The sequence below is a fragment of the Saccharopolyspora sp. NPDC002578 genome, assembly GCF_053592695.1.
On the sequence record NZ_JBSFWJ010000042.1, the window covers coordinates 1 to 13,882 of the forward strand.

The window sequence follows — 13,882 nt, forward strand, 5'->3', positions numbered from 1 at the left end:
GGTGGCGGAACCTCAGTGGCTTCCTCGCTGCGGGATCTTTTTCCCAAGTGGCTCCGCCACGAGGGAAAAAGCTGTCCTCGCGAGGAAGCCACTGAGAACCCGCGGGTTGTCACCTTTGTGACGTGGGCTATGCGCTGACGCGCATACAAGCACGGCCTTCGGCCGCAAGGCAGGCTTGCTTCGACCGCCCAAGGCACGGCTTCGCCGCTGGGCGCGGTTTTCGGCTGCGGGCGAGCGTGGTTCGTCTGGTCTTGGCGGGGCTCCGCCGAAGGGTCTGGCCTGCTCGGGATCGGCAGGGAGCTTTGGTGCGCAGGCCGTTGGGGGCCTTCGGTGGAGCTTGGGTGGTGGGTTTGGCCGGTGGGGCTGTTCGGGGTAATAGGCTGCGGCTTATGGAGGTGTTCCATCTGCGGTACTTCGCCGCCGTCGCCGAGAACCTGAGCTTCTCCAAGGCTGCGCGCCAGCTGCACATGGCGGTGTCGCCGCTGAGCAGGCGGGTGCGCGACCTGGAACGCGAGCTCGGAGTGCGGTTGTTCGACCGCGACTCGCACAGCGTGAACCTCACCCCGGCCGGCTCCGCGCTGCTGCCGCTGGCCACCGACGTGCTGAACCGCTTCGACGACCTCCCCGGCAGGCTGCGCCAGCAGGTGGACACCCGGCAGCGCGTGGTCCACGTGGGCGTGCCGCCGGGCCTGCACCCGACGGTGCGGGAACGGCTGCGGGAGTTCGACCGCACCGCGGGCTGCGAGGTGCGGCGCTGGCCCGGCGGCAGCCAGGACCTGCTCGACCAGGTGCGCCGCCGCGAACTGGAACTCGCGCTGGTGCACCTGCCCGCGCACGCCGAAGGCGTGGAATCCAGCGAGGTGCTGCGGGAACCGCTGGGCGCGGTGTTGCCCGCCGCCGAGTTCGCCGACCGGGAATCGGTGTCGCTGTCCGAGCTGACCGGGCACGTCTACGCCCGGCCGGGCTCCGGCCTGTCGCCGACCTACTTCGACCAGCTGGAGGTCCGGCTGGCCGCCGCGGGCGTGCACCGGCGCACGACGCTGAGCACGCGGGACTACTCGGGCATCGGCGAATTCGTCGCCAACGGCGGCGCGTTCGGCATCTCGATGCTGGATCCGCGCAACCAGATGGGCCGCCCGTCGGAGCACGACCGGGTCGTGCTGCTGCCGTTCGCCGACTTCGACCCGGTGCTCGTGACCGGCCTGATCTGGCGCACCGACCGGGCGGAGCCGGGCGCGGACCTCGCCGACTTGATCTCCGAAGCGCGCCACGCGCTGTCCTGACCTGCGATGACGACCGCGTGACCGCTGCGGTCACGCCCATGTTCGCCGATCGGGCGCACCGATCGATTGCCGCCGCCGGAAACCCCCTCGTAACGTCGTTAGCGAAGCAAAAGGATTCGCGCGAGGAGGAACTCCGCAGCCATGACAGCTCCCGCAGGCCCTGCCCCCGGCACCCCCGACGCAGGCCGGACGGGCCCCTTGGCGGGCGTCCGCGTCATCGACATGGCCACCGTCGTGATGGGGCCCTACGCGGCCCAGATCCTCGGTGACCTCGGCGCGGACGTGATCAAGATCGAGTCGCCGAAGGACACCGTCCGCAACGGCACGCTGCACCGCACCCCCGGCATGACGCCGTTGAACCTCAACGTCAACCGCAACAAGCGCAGCGTGGCGCTGAACCTCAAGGACGAAGCCGACCACGCGAAGGCGCTGCAGCTCATCGGCGGCGCCGACATCCTGATCACGAACATGCGCATCGGCGCCCTGCGCCGGCTCGGCATGGACCACCAGAGCCTCGCCGAGACCTTCCCGCACCTGATCTACGCGCACGCGCAGGGCTTCCGGCCGGATTCCGACCGGGCGGACCTCGCCGCCTACGACGAGACGGTGCAGGCCGCCTCGGGACTGCTCGACCTGGCCGATCGCGCCGGGGACATCGGCGCGCCCGTGGTGCTGCCGAGCATCTTCGCGGACAAGGTCGCGGCGCTCACCATCGCCTACACCGCGCTCGCCGCGCTGCACCACCAGCGCGCCACCGGGCAGGGCCAGCTGGTGGAGGTGCCGATGGCCGACACCATGCTCGCGTTCAACCTGGTCGAACACCTCCAAGGCGCCGCGTTCGAGCCGCCGATGGGCCCGACCGGCTTCGCCCCGTCGCTCACGAAGGGACACCGGGCCCGCCCGACCAAGGACGGCCTCGCGATGATCATCCCGTACAGCCCGCAGAACTGCCGCGACCTGTTCCACGCCGCCGGCCGTCCCGACCTGGCGGAGGACCCGCGGGTCAACGGCGAGATCCTGGACGCCCTCCGCGACGGCGAGGCGATCGCCGAGATGATCGAGTCGGTCACGCCGAACCTGACCACCGCCGAGTGGATCGACGTGTGCACCAAGCACAGCATCCCCGTCGGCCCGGTGCTGAAGCTCGACGAGGCCGCCGACGACGACTACGTCCGCGAAGGCCACCTGCTCGACCTCACCGAGCACCCCACCGAGGGCGCCTACCGGATGGTCGGGGTGCCGGTGAACTTCTCCGCCACCCCCGCCTCGATCCGCGGCCACGCCCCGCTGCCCGGCCAGCACACCGACGAGGTGCTCCGCGAACTCGGCGTCGCCTGAGCGCTTTCCCGCCGCTCACCGCGAAATCCGCATCCAGAACATCGAGGAGACGTGTCGTGAATCGCGAACAGATCCTGCGCAGCCCCACCACCCCGCTCACCGCGCCCGCGTTCGCCGCGGCGGTGCCCCGGTTCACCGACCGCGAGTACCTCAACATCGTGTACCGGACCGACCCGGAGGCGTTGCGGGCGGTCGTGCCGGAGCCGCTGGAGGTCGACGAGCCGCTGGTGCGGTTCGAGATCATGAAGATGGGCGAGGTGACCTCGTTCGGCCCGTACGTGGAGGCGGGCCAGGCGATCCCGGTGCGGCTCGGCGCGGAACGCGGCGAGTACCTGCACGCCATGTACCTGGACAACTTCCCCGCCACCGCGGCCGGCCGGGAGGCGAGCGCCTACCCGAAGGTGCTGGGCTCGCCCGCGCTGTTCGCCGACCACGGTGCGCTGGTCGGCACCCTCGACTACGGCTCGCAGCGGGTGGCGACCGCGACGATGGGCTACAAGCACCACCCGCTGGACCCGGCCGAGGCGCGGGCGGAGATCACCGTTCCCTCGTTCATGCTCAAGATCGTCCCTGGGTATCGCGGGGCCCCCCGGGTGTGCGAGCTGGTGCGGGCGCAGATCACCGACATCGCGGTGAAGGAGGCCCACACCGGCCCGGCGCGGCTCCAGCTGTTCGAGCACGTGCTGGCGCCGCTGGCCGACCTCCCGGTGCGCGAGGTCGTCTCCGCCAGCCACATCGTCACCGACCTCACGCTGGGCGCGGCGACCCCGGTTCACGACTACCTCGCCGAATGAAGGAGACATCCCCGATGACGTACGACGATCCGCGGTGGGCGACGGTGGCGGTGGTCGGCGCGGGCACCATCGGCCTGTCCTGGGCGGCGCTGTTCGCGGCCCACGGCCTGCGGGTGCGGCTGACCGACCCGCGCGACGACCTCGCGCAGGTGCTCACCGAAGCGATTCCAGCTCTGTCGGCCGGAATTCCCGGCACCGCGCCCGCCGACCTGCTGAGCCGGATCGAGGTCGCCCCCTCCCTGCCCGAGGCCGTCCGCGACGTCGACCTCGTGCAGGAGAACGGCCCGGAACGGCTCGGGTTCAAGCAGGAGCTGTTCGCGGAGATCGCCGCGCACGCACCGCGGGAGGCGGTGCTGGCCTCGTCGAGCTCCGGCATCGTGGCCTCCGACATCGCCGAGGACCTGCCCGACGAGGTCGCGGCCCGGATGCTGATCGCGCACCCGTTCAACCCGCCGCACGTGGTGCCGCTGGTCGAGGTCGTTCCCGGCGCGCGCACCGCCGAGCCGGTCGTGACCGGCGCGCTGGAGTTCTACCAGGAGATCGGCAAGACCCCCGTGCGACTGCGCAAGGAAGTGGACGGCTTCGTCGCGAACCGCCTGCAGAGCGCCATCATGCGGGAGGCCATCAGCCTCGTGCTCGACGGCGTGGTCAGCGCGTCCGAACTGGACACCGTGATGAAGGCGTCGCTCGGTGGCCGCTACGCCACCATCGGCCCGTTCGAGAGCTTCCACCTCGGCGGCGGGCCCGGCGGCATCCGGCACATGATGCGCCACCTCGGCGTCGGCATGGCCGAACGCTGGAAGGAACTCGGCGACCCCGCGCTCACCCCCGCCGCGATCGACGAGCTCACGACGCAGACCGAGTCCGCCTACGGCTCCGGCGCGGACGCCTACGTCGAGCGCACGCGGTCCCGCGACCGCAGGCACAACGCCCTCCGCGCGGCCCTGGACTCCGAGGACGACTCGCCCCACGGCCGCCACCACCGGAACTGACCGGCCGGGAATTCCCGGCCACCACGCAGAAAGCGAGGCCACCATGGCCAAGAAGGTCAACACCGACCCGGACTTCTTCGGCTACGCCGGACTGCTCAGCGACTCCGAGCGCGCGGAGCTCGCCGACATCCGCGACTACCTGCAGCGCGAGATCGCCCCGCTGGCGAATCCGGCCTGGGACAAGGCGGAATTCCCGTTCGAGGCGATCGAGAAGTTCGCGAAGCTGCGGCTGGCCGGCTACCAGTACCCCGAGTACGGCGACGGCGTGCAGCGCAGCGAGCTGTTCGCCGGGTTCCTGAGCATCGAGCTCAACCGCATCGACCCGTCGCTGGCGGTGTTCTCCGGTGTCCACACCGGACTCGCGATGGGCAGCATCCTCGGCGGCGGCGATCAGGAGCAGCGGGACCGCTGGCTGCCGGACATGGTCGCCATGAACAAGATCGGCGCGTTCGCGCTCACCGAACCCGAGGGCGGTTCCGACGTGGCGGGCGGCATGCGCACCACCGCGCGCCGCGAAGGCGACGAGTGGGTGCTCAACGGGGCCAAGCGCTGGATCGGCAACGGGACCTTCGCCGACCTGATCGTCGTGTGGGCCCGCGACGAGGCCGACGACCAGGTGAAGGGATTCGTGGTCGGCAAGGACACGCCCGGCGTCACCGCCACCAAGATCGAAGGCAAGATCGCGCTGCGCAGCGTGCAGAACGCCGACATCGTCTTCGACCAGGCGCGGATCCCGGAATCCGACCGGCTGCAGAACATCAACAGCTTCCGCGACACCGCGAAGGTCCTCGCCCGCACCCGCGGCGGCGTGGCCTGGCAGGCGCTGGGCGTGGCGATGCGCGCCTACGAGCTCGCCCGCGAGTACGCGGTGAACCGCGAGCAGTTCGGCAAGCCCATCGGCGGGTTCCAGATGATCCAGGACCTGCTGGTGAAGATGCTCGGCAACATCACCGCCATGTTCGGGATGGTGGTGCGCCTCAACCAGCTCACCGCCGCGGGCGAGGCCGGCGCCGACCAGGCCGCGCTCGCCAAGGCCTTCACCACCACCCGCATGCGCGAGGTCGTCGCGTGGGCGCGGGAGCTGTTCGGCGGCAACGGGATCGTACTCGACTACGACGTGGCGAAGTTCTTCGCCGACGCCGAAGCCGTCTACTCCTTCGAGGGCAGCCGCGAGATGAACACCCTCATCGTCGGCAAGTCCATCACGGGACTGAGCGCCTTCGCGTGAGCTTTCGCCTGAGAGCAACGCGGAAAGCGGGCGCGGGACACCGCGCCCGCTTTCAGCCGATCGTCAGCCCTTGGCCGAAATGCGACCCGAGAACGAGCTGCAACTCAGCGCCGTGCTGCCCTCGTAATTGCAGGCGCGGTAGTTGATCCACCCGGATTCCGGAATCGACAGGTTCCAATCCAGGCACTTGCCGTTCCCGACGTTCGCGTGCTTCGTCTTCAACCCGGACTTGTCGCTGCGGTAGTAGCGCGCGACCGGGTGATGCCCGTCCGCCGCCCGATCGCAGATGTAGAGGTGCTCGCCGGTCGGGTTGAAGCAGACCAGCGCACCGCCCGAAGCCACCGGGTAGTAGCAGGTGGCCTGCACGGAAGCGCCGTCCTCCGACTGCACCTCCACGGTGGCCGTCGGCGCGTTCAGCGGCATTCCATCCGAATTCGTGCTCGCTTGAGCCACGCCTCCGGTCCCCATTGCCAACGCGAGCGCACCGAGCCACACCATCATTCGCCGTTTCATCCGAAACCCCCATGTTTCGAACCGAGGACCGGACTCGTCGCCGATCCTGGAATCGTCCCTCGATCAGGACGGACCAGACATTACCCAGCGGTTCCGGGGGAAATTCCGAACAATTCCGAAGATACCCGGATCGCCGCAGCAGGATCCCACCTGCGGCGCAATTCCGGGAACACCGCCGCACCTCTGCTCACCCAGTGCCATCGGCGCCGAGCACCGGCGCCGCCGTCAGGGTGATCTCCCGGCGCCGTCCCGATCACCTGCTAACGCCGTCGGCCGCCCGAACGACAACACTCGCGCCCACCGGCGGCTCCTCCGCCGTTCGGTGCGATTTTCCCGCTGCGCACGCGGAACCTCGTCAGGACGTGTACTTGTGCACCGGCCTCGATTCGAGCCCGACCTGGTGAATGATGTGTATCGTCCTGCCGACCGGGTCTCCCGTGTCGGCGTCGAAGTGGAACCGGTCACCCGCGCCGTCGATGTCGTTGCGCTCGCTGGTCAAGCTCACCAACGCCGTCCTGACCTCGGCCGGGCCGATCTCGGTCTCGTTGAGCAGGGCCTTCTGCGCCGCGTCGACAACGGCGGTCATCGCGTCGAACTCCATGATCGCCCAGCCGTTGGCGAGATCGCGCGAGCCGATCCTCTCCAGCTGCCGGAAACCGTCGAAGTTGACCTTGTAATCCTCGGCGTACTCGTTGAACCTCGCGTCGCCCAAGGCCTTCGGGTCGGCCAACGCCGCGTACACCACCTCCACGTGCCCCGGCAGCTCCGTCTCGTTCAGCTTCGCCGCGTCGGACCCCGTCACCACGGTGATCGTCTTCCCGCAGTGTTCGACGCGGAGCTTCTCGACGAACGCGTCCAGCAGCGAGGCACGTCCCGCGTAGAGCACCGTGTCCGGAGTGCCCGGACTGCACAGCTCGGCCACGATCTCGTTGAACTGGTTGGTCGTGCCGTTGATGCCCGGCGTGCCGTCGAAGGACCGCTGCACCCCTGCCGCGAGCTCAGCGGAGAACACCTCGGCGAAGTCGTCCCGCAACCCGGTGGTGTAGAAGTCGTTGAAATTCTGATCCCGCACCAGCATGTACTCGCGCGGCCGCTTGACCAGGAACTCGTGCAGCGCCAAGGCTTCGGTGCGGTTGCTGGGGCTCACCCGGTACAACCCCCTGATCGGCCCGTCCTCGGGCCGCACCGCCCCGGTCATGTTGAGGCCGTCCGCGGTGAGCACCGCGCCGACCATCGGGATCTGGTGGTCCGCCAGCCGGTGCGCGGCGCTGATCGTCTCCCCGACGCTGACGCCCATGCCCGTCACGGCGACCAGCGGCCGCTCGTCGTCGGTCATGCCGATCAACTCGTCCACCACCTCCTCCCAGTCCTGCTCGTCGCTGCCCTCGTCGGCCACCACGAGCCGGAACAACGGGTAGGCGCCCTCGACGGAGTTGGCCTGCCGCTGCGCCAGATACGCGCCGATGATCTTCGAACGGGCCTGGTCGAGGGACACGCTGCCCCGATCACCACCCGGCTCGGGAACCGGGGTGAGCACCGCGACCGTGACGACCTTCCTGTCCAGGCCCGCGATCCGGTCGTTCTCCCGCTCGATCTTCTCCTCGACGTCGCGCAGCCCGTGGTGCAGGCTCGCCGAACCGTCGCTGACACCGACGCACTCGTCGTCGACCCCGCGCCACATGCCCGCGGAGCAACCGCTCAGCCACCACGCGGCCCCGACCCACGCCCCGGTCAGCAGCAGCACGACGACGATCAGCGCACCGGCGTTGCGCAGCACCCGCAGCCGCCTGTCCCGCGCGGCCCGCTTGGCGTACTGCGGCGGGTGGAAATCGAACCTCGTCGGTGTGTTCACTGCCCCTCCTCCGAGCACCTACCGGTACTTGTCCGCTTCCGCGCGCAGCACGGCGAGCCCGTCACCGGCGTACGGTGCGATGTCGTCGAGATCAGCGGCGATCTCACCGTCCAGGTCGCGGTGCCGGGCGTCGCGGAACGGATCGGCGACCGTCCACAGCGCGACGACCAGCCGAGCCAGCGGCGCCACCGGCAGGTCGCGCGGCGGCGCCCAGCGCGTCAGCTCGCGCACCCGCTCGACCGGGGCGAGCGCGTGGCCACCGGCGTCCGGTGCCGCGCAGACCTCCCGCAGCAGCACCAGCCAGGCGCGGGCGGGAACCTCGTCGAGCAGGTCCGCGAGCTTCCTGGTGACGAACTCGACCTCGCCGAGCGCCAGCGCGTGGTGCAGCTCCCCCGCCCGGTCCTGGTCCTGCTCGCACCGGCGCCGCAACCATCCGTGCACCGAGGCCCAATCGGCGCGGTCGTGCTCGGTCCGGGCGGCGAGCCGCCGCAGCAGCAGCCTGCGCAGCACCGGGATCATGGTGCGCGCGCCCGCGTCGTCGACGCGGCTCCACACCGTCCCGTCGAAGACGGCGGAGTTGCGATCGCCCGTGCCCAGCAGCAGCGGGCGGTAGCGGGCCAGCCGCAGCGCCTGGTCGATGTTGCGGGCCGCCGAGCAGGTCACCAGGTCCTCCACCACGTTCGGCGCGACGTCGACCAGGAACGTGGCCACCATGCCGTCCGCCACCCGGAGCACGCCGTCGCCCGGCACGGCCGCGTCGAGCACGGCGTCGAGGCTCACCGGGTCCAGCCGGTGCTCGGCTATCGCGTCCAGCAACATCCGGGTCGCGCCCGGGTGACCGTGGGCGAACCCGTGCACCATCGCGCTGATGCGGCGGTTGTCGCTCAACCGCGGCCCGAGCGCCGAAACGAGGGTGTCGACCGCTTCCGGACTCAGATCGTCGAGCCGCACCAGGTACGGACCGGCGCGGTGGCGGCCGGAACCGCGCTGGGCGTAGTCCTCGTAGCCCGCGTTCTCGATCGCCACGGGGTCCTCGCCGGCGGCCGACAGCCGCCGCACCAGCGCGCTCCTGCTGCTGGTCGCGACCACGGTCAGCGGATCCGGATCGTCGACGGCCAGCTGACCCCGCTGCCGGTGCGCGACCTCCAGCCCGGAGACCAGTTCGAGCCCCGCGTCGACGTCGTCGAGCAGCACCGCGCAGTTGAGGGTGCGCCGATCGGCCTGCCTGCCGCGCCGGAAGCCGTCGCGCAGGTCCGCCAGGAACGCCGCCCACAGCACCTCGCCGACTTCCTGGCTCCCGTCGGGCGACTGCGCCTTGTGGTTGAGCTCCACCAGCACGTCGATCGGGTCGCGGGCGAGCCCCTTGTCCTGGTGCCCGAACCACTTCCGGGCGTCCCCGCGATCCCGCCGACCGCGCAGCACCGCGTTGATCCCGCCGACGACCAAGCCGGGCAGGTGCTGGCCCAAGGTGACGACTCCCGGCACGTTGCTCAAGGCGGGCACCGTGGCGAGCACTCCGGACGCGAGCGTGGCGAGGAACTGCGGCGGGTCGCTGATCTTCAGGTAGGCGGCCAGCTCGTCCTCGACCTGCCTGCGGGCGAGCGTCCAGCGGGCGACGTTCAGCGTCGCGCCGAGGGCCAGCTGGCCGGTGATGAGCCGCGGGAACTCCAGCGTCCCGTAGCCCGGGCACGGCCTGCTGAGCTGGAAGGCCAGCGCCGCCAACACCTCCTGCGGCGAACTCGGGCCGAGCCGCGCGCAGTCCAGCCGGGCGAACGGCACGTTCTGCTCCAGACCGGCGGCGAGCTCGTCGAGCAGCGCGGTCTTCCCGCTGCCGGGTGGACCGGTGAACGTGAGCATCGGAACCGGCCTGCTCACCGGAACTCCGTCGTGCTCCGGGCGCCGCATGAATTCTCGGACCAGCAGCAGCTCCCGGCTCCGGCCGAAGAGAACCGGCTCCGGATCCGACGACGCCTGAGCATTCCGCACCACTGCCATCCCCCGATCAGCGATGGAGAACTCCGCTCGGCTCGGTGACCCCAACCGTTCCGATGGAGCGAGAATGGGAAGAGCATGACCGACCGATCGCCGCGGTCGACATCGCTTCCCGGGAAAGGAGGTACCGCCGAAACGACGACCTCGATCAGACCGGACGACCGAATCCTACGGGAAAAAGCGCCGCACGAACCCGCAGCAGCGCACGATTCGGATTCCGCGCACGCGTCCGCGCCGCCGATCCGCGAACAAGATCGGAACAATGTCCGGCTCGAAATCCCCGTTCTGGCAACGGCGGTTTCCGATGCGTTCTTTCCCGCCGTTCGGCGCCCGCGATTCAGAACGGCGCGAGAGGACCGTTCAGCTCCGCACGTCGTAGCGCAGGTGCACGGTGCCGTCCTCGAACCGGTACTGCGCCCGCAGGTCCAGGCCCGCCCCGAATCCGGCCGGGAACGCCCGCAGACCGCCGCCGACCAGCACGGGCTTGACGAACAACTGGCACTCGTCGACCAGCCCGTCCCGGAACGCCGCAGCCGCCAGCCCCGGCCCGCCGATCGCGAGATCCGCCGCGGAAGTCGCCTTCAACCGCCGGACCTCCGCCGGGTCGAACTCGCGCTCCAGCCGAGTCCGGGCATCGGACACCGAATCCAGCGTTCCGGAGAACACCACCTTGTCGGCCGCGCGCCAGATCCCCGCGAAATCACGCATCGCCCGCGGCTGGTCCGCCAACGACAACGTGTCCCACACGATCATCTCCGCGTAGGTCCGGCGCCCCAGCAGGTAGGTCCCGATCTCGCGCTCCAGGTCGTTCAGGAACGCGTGCACCGGCTCGCTCGGCGCGGCCCAGTCGTAACCGCCGTGCTCGTCCGCGACGCAGCCGTCCAGCGACATGAGGGCCGAGTAGATCAACTTACCCATGCGGGCCTCCCCGTTCCTGCCGACCGCACCCGGGATAGGGACGGACGTCCGATACCGGGCCGTCTTCCCGGAGTGACGAGGCTCGTGCTCCGACGAGCACCTGCCCCGCGGATTCCGCGGCCCGCCCGACGAGCCGGGCCGCGTCACCTCGGAGACGGACCCTGCCATTTTTTTGACGGCCCGATGCCCCGCGGCCACCGGGCGCGGAGCACCATCCGCGCGATTCCGCCTCCGGCGGGAATATCGGCTCGGGAAAACGGTTGGACAGTGTCACCTGTCATCCAACCAGAATCCCCTGGAGCGCGGATGCCCGCGGAGACACCGGAGAACGTGCACCGTCCGAAGAAGCTGAGCGAGCAGGAACGCGAGCAGTTCCTCGCACAACCCCACGTCGGCGTGCTGAGCGTCGTCAGCGACGACGACCGCCCGCCCTCGACGCTGCCCACTTGGTACGCCTACCGCCCGGGCGGGAACATCGCCGTCGCCCTCCGCCGGGGCAAGCGGAAATCACGGCTCATCGCACGAGCGGGCGTGCTCTCCTTCTCCGTCCAGCAGCCGGTGCTGCCGTACAAGTACGTCACCGTCGAGGGGACGGTCGTCAAGCAGCAACGGCCGTCCAGGGAGGAACTCGTCCGCATCGGCAGCCGCTACCTCCCGGCGGACGCGATCGATGCCTGGGCGGACTGGGAACTCTCCGGCGGCAATCCCGCGGGCGAACCCGAGTACGTAGAGATCCGGCCGGACCGGTGGCTGACCGCCGACTTCTCCCCCGCTACTTGATCCCCGCGGCGTCCATGCCGCGCAGTTCCTTCTTCAGGTCGTGGATCTCATCGCGCAGCCGCGCCGCGAGTTCGAACTGGAGCTCGCGGGCCGCGTTCATCATCTGGTCGTTGAGCTGCTGCACCAGGTCCGCCAGTTCCGCGCGCGGCATCGAGCTCGTGTCCCGGCCCTCCAGCACTCCGGAGGAAGCGACCGCCTCACCGCTGGGCTTCTTGCCGCGCGAGGAGTTGCGCCCGGAACCGCCCACCGACACCGCTTCCTCGGTGTCCTCGGACTCGGTGTAGACCCGGTCCAGGATGTCGGCGATCTTCTTGCGCAGCGGCTGCGGATCGATGCCGCGCTCGGTGTTGTACGCGATCTGCTTGGCCCGGCGACGGTTCGTCTCGTCGATCGCGTGCTGCATCGAATCGGTGATCCGATCCGCGTACATGTGCACCTGCCCGGACACGTTGCGCGCCGCGCGGCCGATCGTCTGCACCAGGCTCGTGCCCGAACGCAGGAACCCCTCCTTGTCGGCGTCCAGGATCGACACCAGCGAGACCTCCGGCAGGTCCAAGCCCTCCCGCAGCAGGTTGATGCCGACCAGCACGTCGAACTCACCGAGGCGCAGCTGCCGCAGCAGCTCCACCCGGCGCAGCGTGTCCACCTCGGAGTGCAGGTACCGCACCCGCACCCCGAGCTCCAGGAAGTAGTCGGTGAGGTCCTCGGCCATCTTCTTCGTCAGCGTCGTCACCAGCACCCGCTCGTCGCGCTCCGCGCGCTCGCGGATCTCGCCGACCAGGTCGTCGATCTGGCCCTCCGTCGGCTTCACCACGACCTCCGGGTCGACCAGGCCCGTCGGGCGGATGACCTGCTCGACGAACTCACCGCCGGCCTGCCCCATCTCGTACGGGCCGGGCGTCGCCGACAGGTACACGGTCTGCCCGATCCGGTCCGCGAACTCCTCCCAGGTCAGCGGCCGGTTGTCCATCGCGCTCGGCAACCGGAACCCGTGCTCCACCAGGGTGCGCTTGCGGGACGTGTCGCCCTCGTACATGCCGCCGACCTGCGGGACGGTCTGGTGCGACTCGTCGATGACCAGCAGGAAGTCGTCCGGGAAGTAGTCCAGCAGCGTCGCGGGCGCCGAACCCGCCTCGCGGCCGTCGATGTGCCGCGAGTAGTTCTCGATGCCGGAGCAGAACCCGACCTGGCGCATCATCTCCACGTCGTACTGGGTCCGCATCCGAAGCCGCTGCGCCTCCAGCAGCTTGTTCTGCTTCTCCATCTTCGCCAGCTGCTCTTCGAGCTCCGCCTCGATGCCGCGGATGGCCTTCTCCATTCGCTCCGGGCCCGCGACGTAGTGCGTGGCGGGGAAGATCCGCACGCTGTCGACCTCGCGGACGATCTCCCCGGTCAGCGGGTGCAGGTAGTAGAGTCGTTCGATCTCGTCGCCGAACAGCTCGATGCGCACGGCCAGCTCCTCGTAGGCCGGGATCACCTCGACGGTGTCCCCGCGCACCCGGAACGTGCCTCGGGCGAAGGCGATGTCGTTGCGCGTGTACTGGATGTCCACCAGCGCGCGCAGCAGCATGTCCCGGTCGACCTCGCCGCCCACGTCGAGCTGCACCGAGCGGTCCAGGTACGACTGCGGCGTGCCCAGGCCGTAGATGCACGACACCGAGGACACGACCACGCAGTCCCGCCTGCTCAGCAGGTTCGAAGTCGCCGAGTGCCGCAGCCGCTCCACGTCCTCGTTGATCGAGGAGTCCTTCTCGATGTAGGTGTCGGTCTGCGGGACGTAGGCCTCGGGTTGGTAGTAGTCGTAGTAGCTGACGAAGTACTCGACCGCGTTGTCCGGGAAGAACTCGCGCATCTCGTTGGCCATCTGCGCGGCGAGGGTCTTGTTCGGCTCCAGCACCAGCGTGGGGCGCTGCAAGCGCTCGATGAGCCACGCGGTCGTCGCCGACTTGCCGGTGCCCGTCGCGCCCAGCAGCACCACGTTGGCCTCGTTGGCCTTGATCCGGCGCTCCAGGTCGTCGATCGCCGCCGGCTGGTCGCCGGACGGGTCGTAGTCGCTGACCATGCGGAAGCGGCCACCGGTGCGCGGGATGTCGCTGACCGGCCGGAAGGTGGTGTCGGCCGGGGTCGGGTACTCAGTCGCGAAAGCCACGTCCCCGAGGGTACGAGCCTCCACCGACAACGTGCCCCGGCCC

The 13,882-nt window shown here is 69.9% G+C and carries 11 protein-coding genes; 6 read left to right on the top strand and 5 right to left on the bottom strand.

Going from position 1 to position 13,882, the window contains the following annotated elements:
- Positions 1 to 389 precede the first annotated feature (389 nt).
- The 5 genes from ACWD38_RS19665 (at position 390) to ACWD38_RS19685 (ending at position 5,635) form a co-directional block, all read left to right on the top strand.
- Positions 390 to 1,283, top strand: a complete 894-nt coding sequence (locus tag ACWD38_RS19665) for a LysR family transcriptional regulator (protein ID WP_184480756.1) — start codon at positions 390 to 392, stop codon at positions 1,281 to 1,283.
- 141 nt (positions 1,284 to 1,424) lie between these two features.
- Complete coding sequence (locus ACWD38_RS19670) at positions 1,425 to 2,621, top strand: CaiB/BaiF CoA transferase family protein (RefSeq protein ID WP_450124621.1); 1,197 nt, start codon at positions 1,425 to 1,427, stop codon at positions 2,619 to 2,621.
- 56 nt (positions 2,622 to 2,677) lie between these two features.
- On the top strand, positions 2,678 to 3,415 hold the full coding sequence (locus ACWD38_RS19675; RefSeq protein WP_450124622.1) for an acetoacetate decarboxylase: 738 nt from the start codon (positions 2,678 to 2,680) through the stop codon (positions 3,413 to 3,415).
- 14 nt (positions 3,416 to 3,429) lie between these two features.
- The gene (locus tag ACWD38_RS19680; RefSeq protein WP_184480762.1) at positions 3,430 to 4,407 is read left to right on the top strand and encodes a 3-hydroxyacyl-CoA dehydrogenase NAD-binding domain-containing protein; all 978 of its coding nucleotides are present in this window, start codon (positions 3,430 to 3,432) and stop codon (positions 4,405 to 4,407) included.
- Between the two features lie 43 nt (positions 4,408 to 4,450).
- On the top strand, positions 4,451 to 5,635 hold the full coding sequence (locus ACWD38_RS19685; protein WP_184480764.1) for an acyl-CoA dehydrogenase family protein: 1,185 nt from the start codon (positions 4,451 to 4,453) through the stop codon (positions 5,633 to 5,635).
- A gap of 63 nt (positions 5,636 to 5,698) precedes the next feature.
- Here the strand turns inward: ACWD38_RS19685 and ACWD38_RS19690 are convergent, their stop codons facing one another.
- The 4 genes from ACWD38_RS19690 to ACWD38_RS19705 form a co-directional block, all read right to left on the bottom strand.
- A complete protein-coding gene (locus ACWD38_RS19690; protein WP_450124623.1) occupies positions 5,699 to 6,058 on the bottom strand; it encodes a hypothetical protein in 360 nt (119 codons plus the stop codon).
- 445 nt (positions 6,059 to 6,503) lie between these two features.
- On the bottom strand, positions 6,504 to 8,000 hold the full coding sequence (locus ACWD38_RS19695; RefSeq protein ID WP_450124624.1) for an ABC transporter substrate-binding protein: 1,497 nt from the start codon (positions 7,998 to 8,000) through the stop codon (positions 6,504 to 6,506).
- Between the two features lie 18 nt (positions 8,001 to 8,018).
- Complete coding sequence (locus tag ACWD38_RS19700) at positions 8,019 to 9,986, bottom strand: AAA family ATPase (RefSeq protein ID WP_450124625.1); 1,968 nt, start codon at positions 9,984 to 9,986, stop codon at positions 8,019 to 8,021.
- Positions 9,987 to 10,352: 366 nt separating this feature from the next.
- Positions 10,353 to 10,910: a dihydrofolate reductase family protein gene (locus tag ACWD38_RS19705; RefSeq protein WP_450124626.1), complete on the bottom strand. Its 558-nt coding sequence runs from the start codon at positions 10,908 to 10,910 to the stop codon at positions 10,353 to 10,355.
- Between the two features lie 306 nt (positions 10,911 to 11,216).
- Between ACWD38_RS19705 and ACWD38_RS19710 the strand changes: the two genes are divergently transcribed.
- Positions 11,217 to 11,690, top strand: a complete 474-nt coding sequence (locus tag ACWD38_RS19710; RefSeq protein ID WP_184480772.1) for a pyridoxamine 5'-phosphate oxidase family protein — start codon at positions 11,217 to 11,219, stop codon at positions 11,688 to 11,690.
- On the opposite strand, the gene uvrB is transcribed toward ACWD38_RS19710, so the two are convergent.
- Complete coding sequence (gene uvrB, locus ACWD38_RS19715; protein WP_184480774.1) at positions 11,683 to 13,839, bottom strand: excinuclease ABC subunit UvrB; 2,157 nt, start codon at positions 13,837 to 13,839, stop codon at positions 11,683 to 11,685. The genes ACWD38_RS19710 and uvrB overlap by 8 nt on opposite strands.
- Between the last annotated feature and the right edge of the window lie 43 nt (positions 13,840 to 13,882).

Coding starts and splice junctions, on each gene's coding strand:
- ACWD38_RS19665 (WP_184480756.1), top strand. CDS start 390: ATGGAGGTGTTCCATCTGCGGTACTTCGCCGCCGTCGCCGAGAACCTG.
- ACWD38_RS19670 (WP_450124621.1), top strand. CDS start 1,425: ATGACAGCTCCCGCAGGCCCTGCCCCCGGCACCCCCGACGCAGGCCGG.
- ACWD38_RS19680 (WP_184480762.1), top strand. CDS start 3,430: ATGACGTACGACGATCCGCGGTGGGCGACGGTGGCGGTGGTCGGCGCG.
- ACWD38_RS19685 (WP_184480764.1), top strand. CDS start 4,451: ATGGCCAAGAAGGTCAACACCGACCCGGACTTCTTCGGCTACGCCGGA.
- ACWD38_RS19690 (WP_450124623.1), bottom strand. CDS start 6,058: ATGCCGCTGAACGCGCCGACGGCCACCGTGGAGGTGCAGTCGGAGGAC.
- ACWD38_RS19705 (WP_450124626.1), bottom strand. CDS start 10,910: ATGGGTAAGTTGATCTACTCGGCCCTCATGTCGCTGGACGGCTGCGTC.
- ACWD38_RS19710 (WP_184480772.1), top strand. CDS start 11,217: ATGCCCGCGGAGACACCGGAGAACGTGCACCGTCCGAAGAAGCTGAGC.